Raw genomic sequence first — 24645 nt, 5'->3', positions numbered from 1 at the left:
TAGTATATCAGTCACACCATTTTTGAAAAAGAGAGTAAATATTCCAAATGAACATATAAGAGGAGGGTTTTGAATGCTGACAGAATCCACTTATAAAGGGAAATTAAAATTAACAAATCAAAAGATAGCTCTAGTATATGGAGGGTTTATTGCATATTTTCTTTTGCACACTGCTATGGAGGAATATGAAATTGTTAATTCCTCTTTACCGTACAGTTTGTTAGTAGCTTTTATTGTTCTATTAGTGAATTTAATCATCAGTGAATGGAAAAGTAGTGTACTATTTTGTTCTAATACATTAATTGTAAAAAGAAAGTTTCTCTTTGGAATTATTGCCATTACGTACACGTTCAAATTAGAGGAAGAGTTTTTTGATGTACTAAAGGACACATCGAAAAGAAACATAAGAGAAAGAGAGATTCCCTCATTGAATGAAAGAGTGAATGCAAATATTATCTTTGCCAAAAATTAAACGTAAAAAGGAGTGTTTTTTATGATGATAAACAATGAAGCTTTTTTAAATAAATTACAAGACATTGCAATAAGGGTTTTTAACATTGAATTTTTAGTCGTGCTATTTTTATCTTTGCTCGCCATCACTCTATCCTTATATGGTTTAGCCTATTTAGTAGAAAAGAAAGCAAATAGAAAAGTTAAAAATGAAAAGAGGAATGAGAATAAGGGAGAAGATGAGGTAAACCCTTCTTTTGAATTAACTCAATCGACTACGACATTCCAGGATATAGCTGGATATGACTACGTAAAGGAAGAGCTAGTAGAAATAATTGACCAATTAAGTAATCCTAGGAAATATGAAGCTATTGGGGCAAATATGATAAAGGGTGGGATACTATATGGTCCCCCTGGAACAGGGAAAACGTTATTTGCAAAGGCAGTAGCAGGTGAATGTGGTATGTCTTTCATTTCAACGAGTGGCAGTGATTTTGTTGACCAGTTTGTAGGACAAGGAGCAAATCGAGCAAGAGAGCTATTCAATCTTGCGAGAGAGAATCAACCATGCATTATTTTTATTGACGAAATTGATGCGATTGGAAATACGAGATCTGGATCCTTCCAAAGCAGAGAATATGATAATACGGTCAATGCTCTACTCGTTGAACTCCAAGGATTTCGTAACGACGAAGAAATTTTTGTTTTTGGAGCAACGAATCAAATGGACCATCTTGATCCTGCTTTGATTCGTGCTGGAAGATTAGAGAAAAAAATAAAAGTAGATTTACCGAATGAAAAAACAAGACTTCACATACTTCAATTTTTAACGACACAAGGTAATCGTCGTTTTTCCAACAATATCAAACTTTCAGCTATTAGTAAGCTAACGTACCAATTTTCCCCTGCCCAACTAGAACAGCTTGTAAATGAAGCTGTTTTGTTAGCTGCCAGAGATAATAAGAGAGAAGCAACCCAAAAATATTTAATCAGAGCCTTAGATAAAATTTCAAACGGTATTACAGATAAGAAAATAATTACAGAAAAAGAACGGAAGATTGTAGCGGTTCATGAAGCAGGACATGCTGTCGTAACGAAGTATTTAAAGCCACATGATATTATTCAAAAAATTACGATTCTCCCAGAGGGAAACTCTCTTGGAAAGGTTGTAAAATCCTATAACCATGAGCCTTCTCTTATGACAAAGGAAGAGTTTGAAAGTGAAGTGAAAATTTTACTCGCAGGTAGAGCTGCTGAGGAAGTATTTTACGGTTCTGTTACGAACGGTGCAGAGCAGGATTTAAAGGTAGCCACAACGATTGTGAACAATATGCTGACGAAGTACGGTATGTTAAATCAGCTTTGTACAATTGAAGGGGAAGGAGATTACCATGCAATTAATGAAGTCCTTGCCACTTATTATAAGGAGGTCTGTTTACTTCTTAAGAAGGAGCTTAGGGAGCAAGTCGTTCTTACAACGAAATGCTTACTTCGAAAAGAAACATTAACGACCAAGGATTTTGACATTATTTACAATTATCCTAAAGAAAAGCGAAAACAAGAAGAACAAAATGAACTGCAACAACAACTAGCCTAGTGAAGTTGTTGTTGCAATAGGAGTGACGTATGAAATGGATATTGAAAAAATCATAGATGAAATAAATAAAGATACTAGCCGTGATTTTGGTGTTTTCAAAGTAATGCTAGATCCATTATATTTTGAAGGGTATCAATTCATTGGTGAGGGAGAAAATCCTTATGAAGAAGCTTTGCACTTAATAAATAGTGAACGTATTCATTCTGTCTATTTTGAAGATCACCAAAAAAAGATGACATTCACATTGTTTAAAGAAGATAATTTTGAGCTTGAAATAAAGGAAGTAAAGCTAGAAGTAACAGATTTCAATATGTTAGGTACATTACCAGATTTCATGTTACAGATGGGACATATGATTATACAGGTATTTCCATTATCAGAAGTGGAATGGACGTGGGTTCATCGTTTGAAGTCTTTTAGTAGTTTGAAAGAGTTTTTAAAAGCTTCAACAACACCTTTTCCTTTGAAGGAAAATAAGGAGAAATCAACTGGAGAAATTATAGAAGAGATTAATGGTTCAAAAGAGAAAAATTTCAATATATTACCATATGAAAATGAAGATGGGTTTTATGATGGTTTTGAAATTGAGGGCACAATGGATACTGACTTACGAACAGAACTTATAGTATTATTGGAGAATAGCGATCTTGTAGACGGCGTTCGTTATATTCATGGGGAGCAAAACACTGTTGTGACTATTGTAAAGGGAAAGGGTTTAAAAAAGTTCTATGATTCCATAGAAGAAACCTTTCCTAACCCTAGTTTTCCTCTTGATGAAACATACGTCATTTTAAAGGCTTATTTGTCAATAGAGGACCTCTTGACGTTTTCAAAGTATGGAAGCTTTCGTCAAGTATTAAATTATCTGAAAGAACCACAAGAGAGAAAGAAATCGGAAAATAGATATACCCTACGAGATGATGAAGAAGATGATCCACTGCCGTACTAACTAGAAAGCAGGTGTGTGTGAATGGCCACATGTATGATTTGTGATGATAGAGAAAAAGAATTGTATTGCACTATATTTAAAGGGGATATTTGTCAATATTGTTGCAATAACAATGTGAAGTGGGGTGAGGGATTTACAGAGGAGGATTTTAATAATCATTGCCTTCATTGTGAAGGTGCATTAGTAAAGGAAGGCTATGAGTACGTGTTTGATAGCCCAAAGTATGTCTATGATTATCGAGGGAATAGGAAATATATAAGTGCTTCGGAGTTTTCCCCACATGAAGCTGCAGTAGGTGAAATTGAATATATCCTCTCTTTTGGAGTGAATACTTCTGAAGAATACTTAAAATTAGGAGTTCTTTATAAATCTATTCATGAATTAGAGAAGGGGATTGAAGCTTTTAAGAATGCAGTAGAACGATATGATTCAACGTATGTACCTACCATAGAGCAGGAGAGAATTGACAGGCATTTGGAACTCAAAAAAATGGAGTTAGAAGTTGAAAAGGTATTGAAAGAAAAAAAGAAATCCTTGTTTTATAAGCGAGTGGATTTAGAATCTAACATAAGTGAATGTCAACAAGATATGGAGGTTGCTAGAACTTCTTCTTCTGAAGAGTATATAAATTTAAGAAGGAAAAATATTAAACTACATGCACAATTTAAAAACTTAGAGGTTGAAGAACGGGATAATGAAAAAATGATGAAGCAACTAAGTGAAAATTATGAAGACTATTCTCTGGATCCCGTGGATGTGGAAAAGTATTTAATAGAAAGTGATAAACAAGACTTTTTAGTAGATCTATATATAAATCTTGGTGAATGCTATAAGCTTCTTGGGGAATATACAGCTGCAGGGAAATACTTTGGTCGTGCATTAAAACTTGATAACACGAGATCATCTGTATTTCGTCAACTAGGAGATATTTACTTTGTACAAGCAATATATGCTCAAATGGATAGTACTAGAGGAAAAGAATTACTCACTTTTGCTGTAGAACAATATGAACAATCCCTTGCAGTCGTTGATGAAGACATAGATCCTTTAGAGGTGTTTTATACAGAACAAGAATCCGCAATAAAATTAATTACTTGCTATTTGCAAACAGGTTCGTTAGGTAATTTATTAAATGTGGCCCATAACTATTTGGATAAATTTTATTCCAATTGGGATGAGTATAAGTCAAAAGTAATTCAACATCGTCAAGGAGAAACTGTAGAAGAAAACCAAACTATTGAAATGAAGACGTTAAGTGATGTTTACTATGCTATGAGTTTTGTATATTTTCATAACCAACAGTATGCAATGGCTAAAAATTATATTGATCGTTCTCTATTTTTACAGCCACTAAACAAAAAATTTGACGACTTGAACAATGAGATAGCTAAAGTGAGTATACTTAATCATACCATTGAGGATATAAAAGATGATTCGTCGATGTTAGAAGAAGTTAAGGAGCAAATAACAACACTTACAATGGGATTTAGTGATATTCAACAAGGTGTAAAAGAATTAAAAGGAGAGTCTAGAAAAACGCAAGATACAGTCAGTGAATTAAACAATCAGGTAGAAGAAGTAGTGGATACTGTTAAGCAAATAAGTGATTTTATATTGCCAAAAATTGAATTAACTATAAAAGAATCCCGTGAAGTTTTAAAAGAAGAGTTAGAACAGTTTCAGATTCAAATGAACGAGAATAATGAAGAAAACTTTGAGAAAATTGAAAAGATAATTTCTAAAGCTACAAATAAAATGGTAGAAAAAACTGTTCAGCTATCTGAACTCTTAGATTTGGAAGGTAATGATTTAAACAGATTTACAGCAGAGTTAAATCAATTGTTTGGCTTTCATTGGTTATTGTTAAAAGAAGAATCAAAGAAATTTCTTGTTACAGCTCTTCTTGTGTATGAGAGGTTCAATGATATAAATAAAGTTGATGCTAATACAATTGAAAAAGTAGACTTTTCCCCAGCGCTTCTTTGTGCAGTGAAAGCATTAGAAGTGGAATTAAGTCATTGGTTATACAGTCCAATAGTGGACTTTTATACAAAAGAAAATCGATATATAAGGAAAGTGGAAATTACGGAAAAGGAAAGAAATCCTAAGTACAATAAACGATCAATAGATACAAATAAAAACAAAATGACTCTAGGTGCAATACCAATTATTTTAAATAATGTTGAAACTAAACCATTTATCCACTTGACGAAGATGATTTTTAAACCAAATACAATAGACAATGAAATTGATCGTAAAAAATTAAAAGAATCTATAGAGAGAATAAGTACAAAAAGGAATGCAGCAGCTCATAAATGTTTTTTATCAAAAAGAGAAGTAGATAATATTTTTAATTTGCTTTTTTATAAAGAAAAAATATTTCCAAGATTTATGAACATGATCCAAGATAAACATCTTGAAGAAAAGCTGTAGAAATATAGCGTATTGTTTTACCTGCCCTTCATTCACATACGTATACGATAGGGCAGGCGAATTTTTTTCATCTTTTATTAGAATAATAGAAAGAGGTAATTTCCGTGTTGAACATAATAAAATATTTTGTCATTATCATTTTACTTTTTATTGTTGTTGGATGTTCTGAAAACAATACAAGCTTAGAAGAACCTATTTCAAATAACGAATTGACAGTTGAGGAACCTCCTTTTCCAGAAGTTCAGGCTTCTAAGACTTCAACAGTAGCCCCTACATGGTACTTAGAAGGGGATAACATGCCTCAGCTTTTGGATGATGGAACATTGATTTTAACAGATTCCGAGAATTGGCAATGGGGAAGAGCTTGGTATTCTCAGCAAACAAAGCCTCCCTTTAAAGTAAACTTTCGTTTTAAAATTGGTGAAGGAACAGGTGCAGACGGCTTTACCTTTATGTTTTTAAAGCAAAGAGAATCGAGCTCTGAACGAGGTGGTGGATTAGGGTTTGGAAATGGACAGGGGTATGCTATTGAATTTGATACGTATCGAAACAGTCATGATCCAGGTAAAGAGCATATTGCTTTAATAAAGGATACCGTTGAAAATCATTTAACATACGTAGAGACTCCTTTTATAAGGGACAATCAATGGCATGACGTAGAGATTAGAGTTACAAGTGTTTCCGTTGATGTCATTGTAAATGGTGAACAAACACTTCACTATGCTGGAGAATTAGACACGACTTATTCAGCTATTGGTTTCTCAGCAAGTACAGGTGCACAAAATGATAAGCATATGATTAGTGATTTTTCAATTGAAAATGTGGATAAGAGTAACGGTGAAATATTTACACAACAAAATTCTCATGATCTTTCACACGACAATGATTCAAAGAACAACACGATGTTGGAACATCAATTGATCATTAATGGTGTTCAAATGAATACAAATGATTTAGTAGATTTAATTCTTCATTTGGATACTGATCTGGAGGAAGTCATACGTTATTCGGAAGCTGAAAAGGGACAGAATGAAGAAAAAGAAAGTGGATTTTTTCACCGTATTATTAACTTTTTCAGTGGATCTGATGAATATGATAAAAAATTTACCGATCAGCTGACTGAAACTATTAAGTCAATTGAAGAAACACATCACGAGATTGAAGGAAAGCAAAATGAAATATTAGAAATGTTAATAGAAAAGAGAATTATCTCCCAAACAGAATTAGATACAGGACAAGCCATTTTAAATAATGCTACATTAAAAGCTGGTGATGCTGAAGGGGATGCATTATTATTTGCATACTATCAATTGCAAGTTGCACGGAACGGATCAGAAAGAATTTCGTCCTTTTTAAAGGCTTCCAAAAATAATCATTCTTATGGGAACTACAAAAAAATAGTAGGTGGGAAAGAGGTTATAGTAAATACGATTTATCAGCGTCAAATCGAACAAGCATCGATGCCATTATTCGAAGGAATATATCCACCTGGTGTTGCTGATAGTTTGGCAGAGGATTTTTCAAAGTTATATTTCACTGATCCGATAGAAACAGTATTTGCCTATGGCGCTTTTCAGCGAAGATTGATGAATGCGACCTTTGATGAAATAGACAAACTTTCTGCAGCAATTTTCGAAGGTCACGAAGATAATAACTATGCGGTTCATTATCTTCAGAGAAATTCCGCAAATTCTATCCATGCTGAAGCCTTGAGTGGTGGCTTTACAATGGAAATGGTTCAACTTGCAGTGGATGAGTCGAAGCAACAGGAATTAGAGAAACAAATAACGGAAGAAGAAAATAAACAAAAGGAGAAAGAGGAACGACAAAAGAGAGAGGAGCAATATTTAGAGGAAAGGCGAAAAAGAAATGAAGAAGTAGATGAAGGGGATAGAAATCCATTTAATAATTGGTATGATGACTTTTGGGATGACTATTTAAACCGTCTTTTTAACCCTTAATTGAAAAAGTCTTTATCGTGCTTGTTAGTCGATAAAGGCTTTTTTGTTTTACTTTGAATCATAACGTTAGAAAATCAATTTCATAAAAACGATAAATTACTAAATACTAACTGCAGAATAAGTCACTTAAGATGTTTATTTAAAGATGAAGTAATGAATCAATTTGAGGAGGTTCAACATGAGTAACTAACAGATGAAGCACAACGGCTGTTAGAGTATGTAGGTGATAAGAAATTGATTGAACTTAGAAAAAAATATAATATTATCACTTAGGGTGATTATGACCTTATACATGAATAGCTTGATGATATAGATAGTGAAAACTATTAGTCGTTAATAATTTTAGAGGAAAAGATGTATTATTTCAGCTGCAAAATGATATCCAAATAAATGAATACTCTTCTGAAATATTATTATCAAACTATCCCGACTCCAGCCAATTATCAACATATGACGTTAAGACCGTATGAATCCATAATTTATTATTTGAAAAAATAACGCTTATACAGTTTCTACTTAACCTTCTTTATGAAAAAGTTTATTTAAAAAGAAGGTTAAGTTTTTTGTATTTCTTTTTCAATATTAATCATGTTAAATAGGAATAATTATGGTAAGGTCATAAAAGAGTGTCGAAATTCCAAGTTTTTTTGTAAGCAATTTGTCGTTATTTCTTATATCATATATGATGTACAAATAAAAAAATACTTGAGAAATAACATTGGCGGAAGGGGGCGTTCCATTGAAAAAAATACTAGGAGATAAATGGAATCTAGTAATCTTTATGGGACCTGCACTATTAGTTTATATAGGCATTATACTCATACCCTTCTTTTTAAGCTTTTATTATTCATTAACAGACTGGAATGGAATAAGCCGTCAAATTAATTTTGTTGGTTTTGAAAACTTTATAAGGATTTTTACAAATGATCCTCAATTCTCTACTTCATTTTGGTTTTCAACTAAATTATCCATTATCGTCGTTGTTTTAACAAATATATTAGGTTTTACTTTTGCTTATTTATTAGTACAACCATTAAAGTTAAGGAATTTATGGCGGACGATTTTCTTTTTGCCGAATGTCCTTGGGGGACTAATACTAGGATTTATTTGGCAGTTTGTTTTTAGGCAAGGGTTTGCAGCCATTGGTGAATTAACAAATATTCCTTTCTTTCAATTGTATTGGCTAAGTACTCCGAATACTGCATTTTGGGGCATAGTAATTGTAAGTGTTTGGCAAGGGGTTGGTTATGTGATGATTATATACATAGCAGGTTTAATTAATATCCCTAAGGATTACATAGAAGCAGCTCGTGTGGATGGAGCTAGTGGTATGTATATGCTAAAGCGAATTATTTTTCCTTTAATCATGCCAGCCATTACCGTATGTTTATTTTGGAGTATAAATATGACGTATAAAATATTTGATTTAAATTATTCCCTTACTGGTGGTGGCCCATATAAATCCTCTGAATCGGTAGCTCTTAATATTTACTTTGAGGCTTACCAAAACTTCAATTACGGGATTGGTTCAGCTAAGGCGATTGTATTTTTATTAATCGTTGCAATTATTACTGGAATTCAAGTGTATATGACGAAGAAGAAGGAAGTGAGGATGTAGTGTTTGGAAAAATAAGTAAGATAAAATTATTTTCAATTGAATGTATCCTCTTTCTATGTGCTATTCTCTTCTTCGTACCATTTTACTTTGTGGTTGTAAATTCATTTAAAGGGTTAGACGAAGTACTAAGGAATACAGCAGCCCTTCCAGAAAGACTTACTCTTGAAAATTTTAGAACTGCATGGAGTCAATTGGATTTTTTTAAGGTTTTGTTAAATACTTCTATTATTACATTGTTCAGTAATATTGGAGTAATCATTATTTCTTCTATGGCAGCCTATTGGATGGTGAGAAAAAGAACAAAGTTCACTGCTATTGTATTTGTCATGTTTGTTTGTTCCATGGTTATACCTTTTCAATCTATTATGATACCAATTGTTCAGGTGATTAGAAATATAGGTTTAATGAATACACATGCTGGTTTAATTTTGACATATATTGGACTTGCCTGTGCATTTTCTACTTTCTTATTTCATGGATTTATCCGTTCTATTCCTGAAGAAATAGAGGAAGCTGCACTGATTGATGGATGTAGTCGTATAGGAGTTTTTTGGAGAATTGTATTCCCAATGCTCATTCCAATCATCAGTACAGTGTTAATATTAAATACATTTTGGTTTTGGAATGATTTTCAAGTACAACTACTCCTGTTGCATAGCTCAGAGCTCCATACAATTCAATTAGCTATCAATTCCTTATTTGGAGAACATGTTATGAGGTGGGAATTAGCTCTACCTGCATTAATGATGGGGACTTTACCTGCAATTATTGTATTTCTTTTATTACAAAAGTATATAATTGCCGGAGTAGCAAGTGGAGGAATTAAAGGTTAGTATTATAAACTTCCATTTTACAGTTGACATTGTCCGATTTTACTATTTTAATATAGAGGGTATTATTTTACTTTTTGCAACACTGAAAATTACAGTACTTTTATTAATAATAAAGCTTTAACAGAGTTAAATCTTTAAGAAAACGATTTTATAAACGATCTAGGGGGTTTTAATATATGTTACGAAGAGGTTTATTTTTGTGTTTATTTTCGATTTTGTTACTTACTTTCACAGGATGTTCTGATGCGGAAAGTGAAGCGGGGAATAATGGTGGATCCAACAAAAATCAAGGAGCCAATGAAGAGGTAACAATAAAACTATTTAATAATAAAACCGAAATACATGATGATTTACTTCAATTATCAAAGGAATATGAAGAACTTCATCCTAATGTAAAAATAGAAGTTGAATCCTTAATGGCAAGTGATTATAACACTTCACTATCAGCAAAATTTGCTGCTGGTGAAACACCTGATATATTTAGGGTGATCGGTCACTCTGGTCTGGAAACTTGGGTAGAATACTTAGTTGATTTATCTGATCAGCCTTGGGTTGATGTGATGCATGAAAGTACAATACCTGGCATTACATATGAGGGAAGTATATATGGTATGCCTCTAGGTATTGAAGGTTTAGGGTATATTTATAATAAAGATTTGTTTGATGAAGCTGGAATAACGGAAATACCTGTTACATTAACAGAATTGGAAGATGCTGTGGAAAAATTAAATGCAGCAGGGATTGCACCATTTGTAAGTTCTTATGCTTCAACATTTAATCCAGGTCACTTTGCAATAAATAATCCATTTGCGAAGCAAGAAAACCCAACTGAGTTTATGGAACAAATCAGTAATGGAACAGCTAATTTTATCGATAATGACATATTTAATCAGTGGTTAGATTTAATTGATTTAGAAATTAATAATGCTCATCAAAATCCTTTATCTACGGGGTATTCGGAGCAAGTTACTAATTTTGCTACAGAACAAGGGGCCATGACATTAAGTACTAATTCAATTGAAACATTATTATATGAAGTTAACCCTGATTTAAATTTAGGGATGATGCCAATGCCTATTAATAATGATGTAGCATTAAATGAACCATTATTCACAAGTGTACCATTCTATTGGGTTATCCATAATGAATCAGATGTTATTGATGAGGCAAAAGACTTTTTAATTTGGTTATCTACAACAGAAGCTGGTGAAAGATATATAACAGAAGAGTTTATGCATATTCCTCCTTTTACAAATATGGAGGCAAACGTAGATGCAATTGGAGAAATTTCTAACGATCTTTATATTCAGACAAATGAAATACCAAGTTTAGCATTTGAGTGGAATAAATATCCAGATGGATTAGCTCCAGAACTGGGAGCAGCTCTTCAAAAATATGTTGCAGGAGAATCGGATCGAGAAGAATTATTGACAGAATTTCTCCGATTATGGGAATCGTTGCAATAGTATATAAATAAATTAATGATTCTATAGGAGGCAGTCTAAATGAAATGGTTAAAAACCATATTTCATTTAGAACGCCTCTTTTATATACCTTTAGTCAAGGTTATTATTTCATTTTTGAAGATAAAAGGTGGATATAGTATTTGAGAGGAATTTTTGTTTATTTATTATTTATTTTTTTCATGTAGATTCTCCCAAATATTTTCAGCAACGATAAAACAGTCATTTTGTTCATATTGTAAATGGAAATCTTTTTCAAAAACATACTTGATTTTTTTTGATAACTGGAACACATTTTCTATTGTTTCTAAGTCGTTTGCAATTTCGTTTATTTCACTTTTGTATGGATCGATATTTGCACCACTACAAAGTAAGGATTCTGGATCCCAGTTATTAAATTCCTTTTCTATAATGTTATATATTGTATTACTCATAAATAAACCTAATCTCCAATCATAGAAAATTAATTTTCCTAATTGCTTGGCTATGTTAAAGGATAGCATTATTGTTTTATAAGGGTATATTACGTCTAAAACAATAAAAACATGTATCCGTATTCTCTCACACATCCCCTAACAAATACAGCATTCACATTTATTTATCATTATGCATTGCAAAGTGAAATAATCTTTATTTTTGCAGATAAATCATTTGTTGTACAGAAGAAGTAAGACCATTAAATAAAAACCGCCCTACGTGATAATGTAAGACAGTTAGAAAGTAGATAATGGAAGTGTATTTATCGTATATTCCCCCAATATTGCTGTGCTCCAGGGCGATGCCCCCATTGCTGTGTTCCGTGATGTTGCATTCCTGGTCTTGGTCCCCATTGTTGTTGCTGTGGCCAGGGTTGTTGTGTAGGTGGTCCGTATTGCTGTGGCCAAGGTTGCTGGTGGGCAGGAGAACCCCATTGCTGAGACCACTGTTGGGGAGATGGTTGTCCCCACTGTTGAGGGATTTGCTGTTGTTGAGCTGCTCCTTGTTGGTTTTTACCCCATATATAATTTCCAATTAGACCTCCAGGTAATAGTAAGGGTACTAATTGTGCAAACATTATGTCACTCCTTCAAATTATATTATGCGCTAATTTATTGAACAAAATTAGTTTTCTCGTTATGTTATGTCCTAAAATGAGTTGTGCTTGAGCTCATAGCCATAAAGATAAGCCTAATTCTAAACGAATATAAGAGCTACAAGACCATATTGTATTATTATATATAATTCTATTTTCTTACATAGAGTTAAAACGGTATAATGAAACATGGAAAAAATGAACACTTTAAAAGAGAATTAACTAAAGAAATATATAGAGGTGTCTTTCATTGGGATATGTAGAGGATTTAAGAGCATTAGTTGGTAAACAACCATTAATTTTTGTTGGAGCAGTTGCGATTATCGTTGATAAAGTAGGTGATATTCTCCTTGAGGAACGAAAGTATCCAGTTGGTGCTTGGGGTCTTCCTGGTGGAATTATGGAGCTTGGAGAGTCTACTGAGGATACAGTAAAAAGAGAGGTCTATGAAGAAACAGGATTAACAATAAATGAGTTAAATTTACTAAATGTATACTCTGGTCCTCAGTATTTTACTGTTGCTGAAAACGGGGATGAGTTTTATTCCGTAACTATCGCTTACTATTCGGATAATGTTGAAGGAGTTATTTCGGTGAATGAATCTGAGTCCATAAGTTTTTCCTATTTTAAACGAAACGAGTTACCAAAAACAATTGTAAAAAGTCATAGACGCATGATCGACGACTTTTTAGGAAAGACATTTGATGAACGGTGATAAGCTTTTCTGTTATCTAAGAAGTTTTGTTCGGAATAATATATAAACCGTCGTTTTTTAACCAATCTGCATAAAGAATTTCTTTACTACTCCCATAACCGTTAGCTATAAGTTGATCGTTTAGCCAGGCTCGACTATATCCTAATTCCTTTATATTATCCTCTAAAACCTCTCCATCAATGATGACCATCGTACTTAAATAGGTTGGTTGTTCAGGTAATTGTAAGTCTTGCTTAATAACGTTTTCGTAATTATGTTTTTTTAATATACTAATTGATCCGTTAGCCTCTAATATTGCGTAAGCTACCTCACGAATAGAGAAAACATCGCTTTGTCTAAGAGAACTCATTAATTGATTAATATTCATACGAGCTTTTTTTAGCTGAGTTCTGTCTATTTTACCATCACGAATGATAATAGACGGGTTTCCTTCTAATGTACCCCGGAGCTTTTTATACTTTAACAATAGTTTTTCCATCAAAATCATTAAGGCACCCCACAAGAATATTGCAAAAATCATGTACTGTATTTTTATATTTTCTTCATAAATTCCATTACCTAATAATTCTGATAAAATGATAGCTGAAACGAAATCAAATGGAGTGAGTTGCTTAATTGTTGTTTTTCCTAAAACAATTGTTATAAACCACAGCAAAAAGAAACCTATAACTATTTTTATTGTTATTTGTGTATATGTTGGTTCTAATTCCATTGAATATCTCTCCTGTTAACTAAGTTTCTTTTGGACTACAAGGAAGTATGTATACCTCCAGCTATTCCAGTTTCCCTTTAAATAGCATTCAGAAAAAAATAGTATTTATTTCCATTCTTGTCTAAGCAATTAAATTATATTCTTTTAATATACTTTTACAGGAGATTTGGAAGTACTTGTGGAAATGTTAGTTGATCATAACTTTCAGGATTGAAAGAGGGTGATAAATAATAATAAAATAGAAGGATATTATAAATGAGTCAATTAGTCACTACATACATAGAAAGGGACTAAACAAAACATGGATCGATATCAACGGAATATTACGATTGCACTCCTTATTGCAACATTTTTAGCAGCAATTGAAGTCACTGTAATTAGTACGGCAATGCCTGTCATTACTCGAGATTTAGGTGGAATGGATTTAATCAGCTGGGTATTTGCAATTTATTTATTGACCTATGCTGTCACGACTCCAATTTTTGGTAAATTAGCAGATTTATTTGGAAGAAAGAAAATATTTATAACTGGTGCAACCTTATTTTTAATCGGATCAGCTCTTTGTGGGCTCTCCCAGTCAATGGAGCAGCTCATCTTTTATCGTGCTATTCAAGGAATTGGTGCAGGTGCATTAATGCCAATGTCTTTTACGATAGTTGGTGATGTTTTTAAATATGAACAAAGGGCAAAGGTTCAGGCTATTCTTGGTTCCATATGGGGAATTGCCGGTATTTTTGGTCCTGTAGTAGGCGGTTTTTTTGTTGACTTTTTTACATGGCATTGGATTTTCTATATCAACATTCCATTTGGTCTCGTAGCAATGTATTTGATAGGAAAATATTTAGAAGAAACCATTAAAAAAGAAAAGAGATCCATCGACTATGGTGGTGCAATTACATTCATTATTGGAATGGGAGCTCTCCTGTATGCTCTTTTGTCAGGTGGAAACGAGATCCCTTGGAATGATCCTTTAATATTACTAATGTTTGGTGTTGCATTTTTGTTTTTAATCACATTTATTTTTGTACAATTAAAGGTTCGAGAGCCAATGCTTCCCTTCTATTTATTTAAAAATCGTCATCTACTCATTGCTAATGTAAGTGGCCTCCTTTTAGGGGCAATCTTAATTGGCTTAACAGCTTACATGCCTTTATGGGTACAGGTAGTACTCCTTTTAGCAGCAACATCATCAGGATTAACTTTGATTCCCATGTCAATTGGCTGGCCGTTAGGCTCTTATTTAAGTGGACGATTTATCGTTAAACTTGGAACAAAGCCAATATCCTTAACAGGTGTGGTCATCATTGCTTTAGGAACCTTTTCATTGACGTTTATTTCAGCAACTACTCCAAATGTCCTATTAGTTGTTATCATGTTTTTTGTAGGATTGGGATTTGGCTTGTCCATGACCGTTTTTACAGTTATTGTTCAGTCATCTGTAGATTGGAGTGCCCGAGGGACAGCAGCTTCATCAAATGCATTTCTTCGAACATTAGGACAAACAATTGGTATTGCGGTTCTAGGGACAATATTAAACCAACATATCGGTGGTCAGTTAAATAACGGTGGAGATGTGGCTCCTACAGTTCTCGCCACGGGGCTTAACAATGTCTTCATTATATTAGCTATTATCTCAGCCTTTCTTGTAGTGATAGTTGCAAGCTTTCTTCCAAAGGAAAAACCGGAGGAATACAAGGCAACCGCAACAGTGGAAAAATAATCATTATTACAAAATACAACAGTTCAGTAGTGAAAGTCTACAATGAATATGAACAGAATCTAAATAATAAAAGGAGAGGATTAAATTATGAATATACATTCATTTCCAAGGAATCGATATAGCTTTGCAAAGACGGAAATCGAGAAACTTAACCGTTTTACAGAAGCGTTAAATGGACCTTCTGTTTTTATAAAACGAGATGATTTACTTGGCTTAACCCAAGGTGGAAATAAAACGAGGAAATTAGAGTTTCTCATTGCAGATGCACAAGCTAAGGGAGCTGACACGATCATAACTGCTGGAGGAATTCAATCGAATCACTGTCGTTTAACTTTAGCTGCTTGTGTAAAGGAGAGGTTAAAATGTATTCTCGTTTTAGAGGAAAATGAAATATCTCAATTTGACACAGACACTAACGGGAACTTTTTAATTTATCAGCTCCTCGGTACTGAATCTATTAAAATCGTACCGAATGGAACAGATGTTTATATGGAGATGGAGAAGATATCGGAAAATGTACAAAAGGATGGTGGTACTCCTTATGTTATTCCTGTAGGTGGATCCAATGTGACTGGAATTACTGGCTATGCTGCATGTGCAGAGGAAATTGTAGAACAATCAACGGAAATGGGTGTACATTTCGACTATATTATATGTGCTAGTGGTAGTGGAGGTATGCATGCTGGACTCATTACTGGATTCTTAGGGCTAGGATATGAAACAAAGGTATTAGGTATGAATGTAAGTAGAGGTAAGGCTGAACAAGAGGAAAAGGTCTTTGATTTAACAAAAAAAGCAGCGACTCATATGGGGATAAAGGAAATAGTAAATCAAGAAGTAGTAACATGCTTTGATAAATCTGTAGGTCCTGGCTATGCTTTGCCAACAGATGAAATGATAGAGGCTGTTAAATTACTAGCAAGTACGGAGGCAATTTTATTAGACCCTGTTTATACTGGTAAAACGATGGCTGGACTTATTGATCTTATTAATCAAGGATATTTTAAACAGACGGATAGTATTTTATTTATACATTCTGGCGGAATTCCTGCATTGTATGCTTATTCACCACTGTTTTATAAAAATTAAAAAACATGTGTTTAATGGTGCAAATTTTCACTTGCATGGAGGTCTACACATGACTGAGTATGTGCTTTTATAGAAGGAGTTGTATACATGTTTCAGAGATTTACAATGCGTCATTTCGTTATTTTATTCGCATTTTTTCTTCTAGTATCAGGGTGTGGTCAAGGTGAAAGTAATCAACTACTAAATGTTAGTGAAGATGAGTTGGTAGAAGAAGAGACTAGCAGCAATACAAATACCGAAGAAAATGATGAGAAGGATACAGAAGCTAATAATAGTAACAACGAAATAGAGGAGGAAGTGAATCCCCCTAACTTAAGTGGTGAACTAGAGGTTCATTTTATGGATGTTGGACAAGGAGATGCTACTCTTTTAAAGGGACCAGATTTTACAATTTTAATTGATGCAGGAAGGCACGACCGCAATGATGTTGTCCCATATTTACAAAATCAAAATGTTTCAACCATTGATTTGCTCATTGGTACTCATCCACATGCAGACCATATTGGCCAAATGGATAAAGTCATTCAAGCATTTGATGTAAAAGAAGTGTGGATGTCAGGAGATGAACATACTACACAAACCTTCGAACGTGTACTTGATGCTATTTTAGCTAGTGATGCAGATTATCATGAACCGAGAGCTGGAGAGTCTTATACGTTTGGTTCCATCAAAATTGAAGTAGTGAATCCAGATAGATTAACTGGCGACTTTCACGAAGGGAGTATTTCAGTTAGAGCTGCCTTTGGGGACGTATCCTTTCTTTTTACAGGAGACGCAGAGCATCAAACGGAGAGAGCTATGATAGATGGAGGGCATCACTTGAAAGCAGAAATATTTCAGCTAGGCCATCACGGTTCAAGTACTTCTAATACGGAAGCCTTTCTTAATGCAGTAAATCCAGAAATCACAATATATAGTGCTGGTGAGGATAATAGCTATGGTCATCCTCATTCTGAGGTTGTTGAAAGAATTAACAATTTAGGAATTCCACTTTATGGTACAGATGTACATGGCCGAGTTTTAGTAAGGACGGATGGAAGCTCCTATTCTGTACATACAGAAAAAAGTGGAGCAATTGTAATTGACGAACAATCACAAGATGATAATAATGAACCAGCACAGAATGATTCAAAGGAGGAAGCCCCACAATCTAATGGTTGTATAGATATTAATCATGTTTCTAGGGATCAGTTGATGGAAATCATTCATATTGGAGAAACGAGAGCAGATGAATTAATTCGTTTAAGACCCTTTCAATCTATTAACGGATTAACTCGAATTAATGGAATCGGTGATGGTAGGTTAAATGACATTAAGAATGAAGGATTAGCCTGTGTAAAATAGGAGGATGGCTTATGAGGATAAAAGCTGTAATTGATCGTATTGTTGATGGGGAACATGCAGTGTTATTAGTTGGGGAAATGGAAGAGGAACTTCTCTTACCTGTAACCCAATTACCTGAAAATGCTAATGAAGGAACATGGGTGAAAATTGATTTGGATGGAGACGTTATACACTCCATCCAAGTGGATCAAGATGATACGATAACCAGAGAAGAGAGAATTAAAAGTAAAATGGAACGCTTACGACAACGTTCTAAAAGAAACAATAAATAGTTACATCTTTTCCTCACTTTTTAGTTTTCACGATTAAGTTGTCTACCCTGAAAATAGGAAAGTTCTCACAAAGAGTGAGAAAGTGAAATGCGGGACGAAAGAAGACTCCATTGTTACCGCAAATGGTGGAAAATCAGAAATGCGGGACGAAAGAAGACTCTATTGTTACCGCAAATGGTGGAAAATCAGAAATGCGGGACGAAAGAAGACTCTATTGTTACCGCAAACGATGGAAAAACAAAAATGCGGGATGAATGAAGCCGTCATTGTTCCCGCAAACGATGGAAGATCACAAATACGGGAAGGGAATATACCTTAGAAAGAGATTTTCATTCCACATGGTGCAAATCTTCACTTGCATCGAGGTCTACCCTGAAAAAAGAAATTGGTCAGCACCGAGCATAAAATGACAGGATAAACAAGGAATTGGTTGTTACGATATATTCAAGGAGTGATTGGGAGATGGGATGGATCAAATCATTGCAACAGGCTATTGATTATATGGAGGAACATTTAATTGACGATGAATTGTCAATTAAAAGGATAGCTAAGGAAGGAAATTCATCTGTCTTTCACTTTCAACGAATATTTAGTTTGTTAACAGACATGTCAGTTGCAGAGTATGTTCGACGAAGAAGATTGACGTTAGCTGCATATGAATTATCTAATTCAGCTTCTAGAATAATTGATATTGCCTATAAATATGGCTACGATACGCCCGAATCCTTTTCCAAAGCATTTCGAAAGCACCATGGTATCACTCCTACTGAAGCAAGGAAGAAAAAAGGTCAACTAAATTCTTATAACCGCCTTGTAATACAGGTGAGTTTAAAAGGGGCTGAGCCGATGAAATACCGCATTGTTGAAAAAAGAAAGCTTTCAAATCGTAGGTGTTAAAAGAGAATTTTCTTGTGAAAATGATGAGAATGTAAAGGGAATACCAAAAATGTGGCAGGATGTTCATGAGGATGGCACAGATGAATTATTATTTAAATTAAACAACGGAATGATTAAAGGTGCACTTGGTGTTTGTGTTGCTAAAGGAGACTCTCAAAGTAAAATGGATTATTGGATAGGAACCAATTACATTGGAGATTTACCTGAAGGATTAGAGTCCCTGCACATTCCACAATCTAAGTGGGGAATCTTTGAAGTTCATGGTCCCATGCCAGATGCGATGCAAACAGCATGGAAAGAAATTTATGCTGAATGGTTTCCATCCAATAACTATGAATGTGCCGGTACCCCAGAATTAGAAGTATACTCAGCAGGTGATCCAACAAGCTCCGATTATTATTCAGAAATATGGATTCCGTTAAAGTAATGTATAATTAAATAAAGCAAAGAGTTGTGAGAAAGATCTTCAGAAGCTTATGCTTTTGAAGATCTTTTTTTTGCTCTGTAAAGCTATATTGGTAAAAAAATTAATACTGACCTTTAAAAGATAAGCAGAATTTATGGAACGATACATAGCTTTACAATGTCTAATAAGTAGGTTCGAACAAAATAAGTAGCAAATAAGAATTCTAGAATTCTAAATAGTCTTTTATAAAAGGAAGGAGGCTCATTATGTCTAAGATAAGATCTTTTTTTAAACTATCTGAAGAGCATAATTTTGAAGAACTGATCAAAGCTGAACAAGCAAAGCTCTATAAGATAGCTTATTCATATGTGAAAAACGAACAAGATGCTCTTGATATTGTTCAGGATGCTGTAATAAAAGGATATAAATCGTACCATAAATTAAATGAAAAAAATTACTTTTCAACTTGGATGACGCGTATTGTCATTAATTCATCAATAGATTTTTTAAGAAAATCAAAGGATGTTATTTCGCTAGAATCAGAATGGTTTGATACGGGAAGGAACGAGGAAAATAAAACAATTGTAAAAATGGACTTAGAAAAGATCTTTAATGAGTTAAAACCTGAACAAAAGACACTATTAATCTTAAGGTTTTATTCTGGATATACAGTACCAGAGATAGCGAACATTTTAGAAAAACGAGAGGGGACTATTAAGTCTCAATTACATCGAACATTAAGTGAAGTGAAAAAAAAATTGGGGAATGAAGGGGGCGAATATTATGAAGAAGTTTCAGGGAGATGTTAAGAATCTGATAGATAATGTCTCAGTTCCTACAAATAGACTTAATAATACAGTAAATCAAGCAATAGAAACAGCAAAAAGTCAAAAAAATGTACGGTTTCATAAAAAGCAAAAACTATGGGCAAGTGTAGCTTCCATGTTAGTTTTAGCATTGGGATCACTGTTATTGACAACGCATTTCCTTGGTGCAGCGGATAAACAAGAACAAGAAAGTATCTTGTATGCACAAGGACACGCTGGTCTTCAAAGAATGGTAGAAGAAGATCGACAGACTAATTTATCTCTTGTAGCATTAGATAAAAATATAAAAGTTACGATTGAAGAAGGTTATCTTGATAATAGTGAGCTTGCTTTATCCATGACGATAAATATGCCTCAAAATATGAATCTATATAGCAATAGCAATATGTACGAACCAACTTTGCATGGAGAATTATTCGTCAATGGAATATCTAGAAGTAATTTTAGCTATAGCCACCATAGTATAAAACATGATTATACGTTCGAGACAATATATACTTTAGATCAAACAAGAAATATACAAGAGAACGATGAAATAACGATAGAAATTGATAATATTAATGGTGTAGATGGGAATTGGAGATTTTCGTTTCATTTAGAAAAAGAAGAAGAATATATTGAAAATCGAGATTATACTACTGTTGAAGATGCTATAGGTAATTCCTTTTATATAGGTACAAAAAGATTATCACCAACTTTACTTGAATTTACAGCTAAAACAACAATTGTAGAAGGGGAACCACTTGAAGGTTTTAGCACATATGAAATGTCTGTTATAGCTATTGGTGACGATGGTGAAATGTTTATACAAGATTGGTATTCAAGAGGGAGTAATCAATACGAAGCTCCATATCATCCAGAAGAATTTCCATTTACTCTAGGAGAATCTGTTAAAGTTTCTAGATCGGTGGATGCCTATACTTATCGTGTCACTCCTTATATTGCAAGTTATAATGCAAGAGAGGTTATTATTCCAGATGGAGGAATAGGGTATAATTGGGACAGAATAGCAGTTCCTCTTGAAAAAGGTGCCATTATATCAACGGAATCACCTGTAGAGGTTTTGGCTATTATTCAAGAAGAAGAGCATACAATTGTTCATATTACTATGGATCCTTCCATACCCGTCATGCCAAGAATTGCAGAACGTGGAAGTAAAGATCATACTAAAGCAATTTCGTACAAAATTAACGACAACTTTATTGAGGTGAAGTATCCGAAATTGGAGGAATTGAAGTCACAAGAAATATTTATGTTTGATGCAACCTATCAAGTATTTCCTGAATTAACACAAAAATTTAGTTTGAAATAGTAAGGTTAGATACGAGCATAGAATTTAGAACGAGCTGTCTTTTGATAGAAAAGCAGCTCGTTTTGCATAGAGAATTTAATAATCATAAATAGACTTAGCTTGCTCTTTTTGGACAGAAGACAGCACAGTTTTAAAGTCATATACTGTTGCTCCTTGATCAGTAAGCTTACGAACAGCATAGCCCTTCATGGCAAAATCCTCTAAAACAGTTTCACTCTCTGTAATAGATAAATCACTGTCAGCTGCTAAGTCCGTCACTGTAATAATACCATTATGCTCTTTTACTATTCTAAGTACAGTTCGTTCTAAATATTCGTTTTTGATTTTCTTTACATCTTTAAAATGCTTTAACACCAGATAAAGACCGACGGCGATAATTGGAATGGCAACAAAAAGGATTCCTATTAACCCTTGTGATAAACCATCTTCACTTATGGATTCTATTTCTGCAGACATCCCTATTAAACCAAAAAAAGTTAATGCAATCCCTACATATAAACGTGTTTTTTTAACTTTCTTCATCGTATCCATCAACCCTGCCTCCCAAAATACATTCATGTATTAAGAATACTTTAAAAATACATTTTTTTCTATATATAACGTAACAGTACAGGTGTGGCGCTAATTCTTAAAGGGAGGTTCATCGGAGTCACCGTATTTTCACTCCTGATCCGATACTTATTTCCAAGGATGCTTTTCAATATAAATTTCATATAAAAGGAGGATGTGAAATAGTAATAGAGAAGTATTTAATCATCATTAATATGATTAAACTACTATTTTTTTAAAAATAACTACAATTGAATGAATTTCATAATTAAAAATTTGTTGAAAAAGATGAACATTATTTTCGGTTGTAGTGAAAGACGGCGACTCTAGCGACGAGTATATGCTTCACGAATAAGCTAAATTTAACCTTTATGTACAAATGTTCGTGTTTTAATATGAAATTGTGAATTATGAAATTGACTCAATTATATTATTTAGTTTGAAAGGAATGATTTACTATCGAAGGGTCCCTCTTAAATATAAAGGATGAAAAATTGATTTCAATCATTCGATTACAATCATGTAGCGATTATGAAATAATTAAGACTGTAAATGCATTGATGGAAGGTGGGATATACATAGTAGAAATTACGATGAATACCCCTAATGCCTTTCATGCTATCAATCTACTATCCAAACAGTTTCCTCAATTAACTATCGGAGCTGGAACCGTTATGGATGAAACCATGGCAATAAAAGCTATAGATGCAGGTGCTAACTTTTTATTAACACCAAATCTTCATGAGCCAACGATAAATATTGCTAATTCTTATAACGTCTCTACTATACCTGGAGTGTTCACTACGTCAGAGATAGTACAAGCTAGTAAGTATGGAATAGACATCGTCAAAGTATTCCCTATATCAACTGTTGGATCCAAGTATATAATAGATTTAAAAGGTTTATTACATCATATTAATTTTATACCCGTTGGAGGAGTTACCCTTCAAAATGCACGGGAGCTTCTAGAAGCAGGTAGTTTTGCATTAGGTATCGGTTCATCTATTGTTAATGATTCATTAATTCAAGAGGGGAATTTTTCAGAAATTAAGTCTCGTGCAAAACAATTTTCAGAAATTGTTAATACATTCTCCGGAGGAAGGTGAAAAGATCTGAATTGCAAGAGAATGGAATGATTTTTCAAATCTATCCTTTGAAAATACTTATAAGTAAAAAAACTAGGTGGTGTCATTATGAAAATTACAAATATAGAATGTTTTATTGTTCCCCCGCGATGGTGTTTTTTAAAAATGGAAACGGATGAAGGGATAGTTGGATGGGGAGAACCGGTAATTGAAGGACGGGCAAGTACAGTAAAAGAAGCAGTAGAGGAACTAACAGATTACCTTATAGGGAAGGATCCTATGAGAATAGAAGATCATTGGAATACGCTATATCGTTCTGGTTTTTATCGAGGAGGTCCCATCCTTATGAGTGCTATTGCTGGTATTGATCAAGCACTTTGGGATATTAAGGGGAAGTATTATAATGCTCCTATTTATCAACTTCTTGGAGGAGCATGTAGGGATAGCATTCGTGTTTATTCTTGGATTGGTGGAGATCGCCCAAGTGATGTTGGTGATGCAGCAAAAGAGGCTGTTGAGGCAGGCTTTACTGCAGTAAAAATGAATGCAACGGAAGAACTGCAATATATCGACTCATATGAAAAAATAGATCAAGCTGTTTCAAGGATAGCTGCTGTTAGAGAGGCTCTTGGAGATTATGGGGGCATTGGGATTGATTTTCACGGACGTGTACATAAGCCTATGGCAAAAATACTTGCAAAAGAATTAGAAAGCTATCGACCAATGTTTATTGAAGAACCAGTTTTGCCTGAAAATAACGAAGCACTAAAAGAAATAGCAGCTCATACGAACATACCTATTGCTACAGGAGAAAGAATGTATTCTAGGTGGGATTTTAAAAAGATATTATCTGATGGATATGTAGATATAATTCAACCTGATCTATCTCATGCTGGCGGTATAACGGAATGTAAAAAAATTGCCTCAATGGCAGAAGCATATGATGTGGCATTAGCTCCTCACTGTCCGCTAGGTCCTATTGCATTAGCAGCATGCCTCCAAGTGGATGCTACTGCCCATAACGCGTTTATTCAAGAGCAAAGCTTAGGAATTCATTATAATGAAGGTAACGATATTTTGGATTATATTACAGACCCATCAGTTTTTTTATATGAAAATGGAAGTGTAAAAATTCCTGAAGGTCCAGGCTTAGGTATTACAGTAGACGAAAATAAGGTGCGAGAAATGGCAAAAATAGGGCATAGTTGGAAAAATCCAATTTGGCGCCATAAGGATGGTTCCGTTGCAGAATGGTAAGACAAAACCTCATTATCACTAATGTCGTTAAAATAAATTATTTCCAATTTTAATAACAAATTTCCGATAAGTGTAAGAGAAACA

Annotated in this window: 22 protein-coding genes and 1 pseudogene; 19 read left to right on the top strand and 4 right to left on the bottom strand. The window is 33.8% G+C overall.

All coding sequences use genetic code 11. The annotated features are described in order from the left end of the window. Positions 1 to 73 precede the first annotated feature (73 nt). The 8 genes from QA612_RS06615 to QA612_RS06580 all read left to right on the top strand — a co-directional run bounded on the left by QA612_RS06615 (position 74) and on the right by QA612_RS06580 (position 11307). Positions 74 to 472, top strand: a complete 399-nt coding sequence (locus QA612_RS06615) for a hypothetical protein (protein WP_278282989.1) — start codon at positions 74 to 76, stop codon at positions 470 to 472. A gap of 21 nt (positions 473 to 493) precedes the next feature. Then, on the top strand, positions 494 to 2047 hold the full coding sequence (locus QA612_RS06610; protein ID WP_278282988.1) for an AAA family ATPase: 1554 nt from the start codon (positions 494 to 496) through the stop codon (positions 2045 to 2047). Between the two features lie 34 nt (positions 2048 to 2081). Then, positions 2082 to 2996 carry a hypothetical protein gene (locus tag QA612_RS06605; RefSeq protein ID WP_278282987.1) on the top strand — a complete coding sequence of 305 codons (915 nt, stop codon included), beginning with the start codon at positions 2082 to 2084 and terminating at the stop codon, positions 2994 to 2996. Positions 2997 to 3017: 21 nt separating this feature from the next. Beyond that, entirely contained in the window at positions 3018 to 5429 is a 2412-nt protein-coding gene (locus QA612_RS06600) for a tetratricopeptide repeat protein (protein ID WP_278282986.1), read from the top strand. A gap of 104 nt (positions 5430 to 5533) precedes the next feature. After that, complete coding sequence (locus QA612_RS06595; RefSeq protein ID WP_278282985.1) at positions 5534 to 7390, top strand: L-type lectin family protein; 1857 nt, start codon at positions 5534 to 5536, stop codon at positions 7388 to 7390. Positions 7391 to 8171: 781 nt separating this feature from the next. Continuing rightward, a complete protein-coding gene (locus tag QA612_RS06590; protein WP_278283102.1) occupies positions 8172 to 9008 on the top strand; it encodes a carbohydrate ABC transporter permease in 837 nt (278 codons plus the stop codon). Next, positions 9008 to 9841 (top strand): carbohydrate ABC transporter permease, encoded by an 834-nt coding sequence (locus QA612_RS06585; protein WP_278282984.1) that lies wholly within the window; start codon positions 9008 to 9010, stop codon positions 9839 to 9841. The genes QA612_RS06590 and QA612_RS06585 overlap by 1 nt, the downstream gene beginning before the upstream one ends. Positions 9842 to 10017: 176 nt before the next feature. Then, complete coding sequence (locus QA612_RS06580; protein WP_278282983.1) at positions 10018 to 11307, top strand: ABC transporter substrate-binding protein; 1290 nt, start codon at positions 10018 to 10020, stop codon at positions 11305 to 11307. A gap of 164 nt (positions 11308 to 11471) precedes the next feature. On the opposite strand, the gene QA612_RS06575 is transcribed toward QA612_RS06580, so the two are convergent. Both QA612_RS06575 and QA612_RS06570 read right to left on the bottom strand, forming a co-directional pair. Next, a complete protein-coding gene (locus QA612_RS06575; RefSeq protein WP_278282982.1) occupies positions 11472 to 11738 on the bottom strand; it encodes a DUF1871 family protein in 267 nt (88 codons plus the stop codon). Positions 11739 to 12043: 305 nt separating this feature from the next. Further along, the gene (locus tag QA612_RS06570; RefSeq protein WP_278282981.1) at positions 12044 to 12358 is read right to left on the bottom strand and encodes a hypothetical protein; all 315 of its coding nucleotides are present in this window, start codon (positions 12356 to 12358) and stop codon (positions 12044 to 12046) included. A gap of 268 nt (positions 12359 to 12626) precedes the next feature. Here QA612_RS06570 and QA612_RS06565 point away from each other — a divergent pair, with 268 nt between their 5' ends. Continuing rightward, positions 12627 to 13091 (top strand): NUDIX hydrolase, encoded by a 465-nt coding sequence (locus tag QA612_RS06565; protein WP_278282980.1) that lies wholly within the window; start codon positions 12627 to 12629, stop codon positions 13089 to 13091. A gap of 16 nt (positions 13092 to 13107) precedes the next feature. On the opposite strand, the gene QA612_RS06560 is transcribed toward QA612_RS06565, so the two are convergent. Then, a complete protein-coding gene (locus tag QA612_RS06560; RefSeq protein WP_278282979.1) occupies positions 13108 to 13803 on the bottom strand; it encodes a DUF421 domain-containing protein in 696 nt (231 codons plus the stop codon). Positions 13804 to 14104: 301 nt separating this feature from the next. Here QA612_RS06560 and QA612_RS06555 point away from each other — a divergent pair, with 301 nt between their 5' ends. From QA612_RS06555 to QA612_RS06520, 8 genes and pseudogenes are all read left to right on the top strand, one after another. Continuing rightward, entirely contained in the window at positions 14105 to 15523 is a 1419-nt protein-coding gene (locus QA612_RS06555) for an MDR family MFS transporter (RefSeq protein WP_278282978.1), read from the top strand. An 87-nt stretch (positions 15524 to 15610) separates the two neighbouring features. After that, positions 15611 to 16612, top strand: a complete 1002-nt coding sequence (cuyA, locus tag QA612_RS06550) for a D-cysteate sulfo-lyase (protein WP_278282977.1) — start codon at positions 15611 to 15613, stop codon at positions 16610 to 16612. 87 nt (positions 16613 to 16699) lie between these two features. Continuing rightward, entirely contained in the window at positions 16700 to 17956 is a 1257-nt protein-coding gene (locus QA612_RS06545) for an MBL fold metallo-hydrolase (protein WP_278282976.1), read from the top strand. Between the two features lie 11 nt (positions 17957 to 17967). Further along, positions 17968 to 18228, top strand: a complete 261-nt coding sequence (locus tag QA612_RS06540) for a DUF3006 domain-containing protein (protein WP_278282975.1) — start codon at positions 17968 to 17970, stop codon at positions 18226 to 18228. Between the two features lie 82 nt (positions 18229 to 18310). Beyond that, positions 18311 to 18547 (top strand): hypothetical protein, encoded by a 237-nt coding sequence (locus tag QA612_RS06535; RefSeq protein WP_278282974.1) that lies wholly within the window; start codon positions 18311 to 18313, stop codon positions 18545 to 18547. A gap of 143 nt (positions 18548 to 18690) precedes the next feature. Continuing rightward, a pseudogene (locus tag QA612_RS06530) lies at positions 18691 to 19552 on the top strand (AraC family transcriptional regulator). Between the two features lie 245 nt (positions 19553 to 19797). Beyond that, positions 19798 to 20340 (top strand): sigma-70 family RNA polymerase sigma factor, encoded by a 543-nt coding sequence (locus QA612_RS06525; RefSeq protein ID WP_278282973.1) that lies wholly within the window; start codon positions 19798 to 19800, stop codon positions 20338 to 20340. Further along, positions 20315 to 21670 (top strand): DUF4179 domain-containing protein, encoded by a 1356-nt coding sequence (locus QA612_RS06520; RefSeq protein WP_278282972.1) that lies wholly within the window; start codon positions 20315 to 20317, stop codon positions 21668 to 21670. The genes QA612_RS06525 and QA612_RS06520 overlap by 26 nt, the downstream gene beginning before the upstream one ends. A gap of 75 nt (positions 21671 to 21745) precedes the next feature. Here the strand turns inward: QA612_RS06520 and QA612_RS06515 are convergent, their stop codons facing one another. Continuing rightward, positions 21746 to 22201 carry a hypothetical protein gene (locus tag QA612_RS06515; protein ID WP_278282971.1) on the bottom strand — a complete coding sequence of 152 codons (456 nt, stop codon included), beginning with the start codon at positions 22199 to 22201 and terminating at the stop codon, positions 21746 to 21748. 476 nt (positions 22202 to 22677) lie between these two features. Between QA612_RS06515 and QA612_RS06510 the strand changes: the two genes are divergently transcribed. Next, positions 22678 to 23325 carry a bifunctional 4-hydroxy-2-oxoglutarate aldolase/2-dehydro-3-deoxy-phosphogluconate aldolase gene (locus QA612_RS06510; protein ID WP_347568860.1) on the top strand — a complete coding sequence of 216 codons (648 nt, stop codon included), beginning with the start codon at positions 22678 to 22680 and terminating at the stop codon, positions 23323 to 23325. Positions 23326 to 23412: 87 nt separating this feature from the next. After that, positions 23413 to 24561 carry a galactonate dehydratase gene (gene dgoD, locus QA612_RS06505; RefSeq protein WP_278282970.1) on the top strand — a complete coding sequence of 383 codons (1149 nt, stop codon included), beginning with the start codon at positions 23413 to 23415 and terminating at the stop codon, positions 24559 to 24561. The last annotated feature ends 84 nt before the right edge of the window (positions 24562 to 24645 follow it).

Source organism: Evansella sp. AB-P1, assembly GCF_029688925.1.
Classification (GTDB): Bacteria; Bacillota; Bacilli; order Bacillales; family Salisediminibacteriaceae; genus Evansella.
Note: the sequence above shows the minus strand (reverse complement) of the source record. Positions and strands in the feature narration are given on the sequence as shown.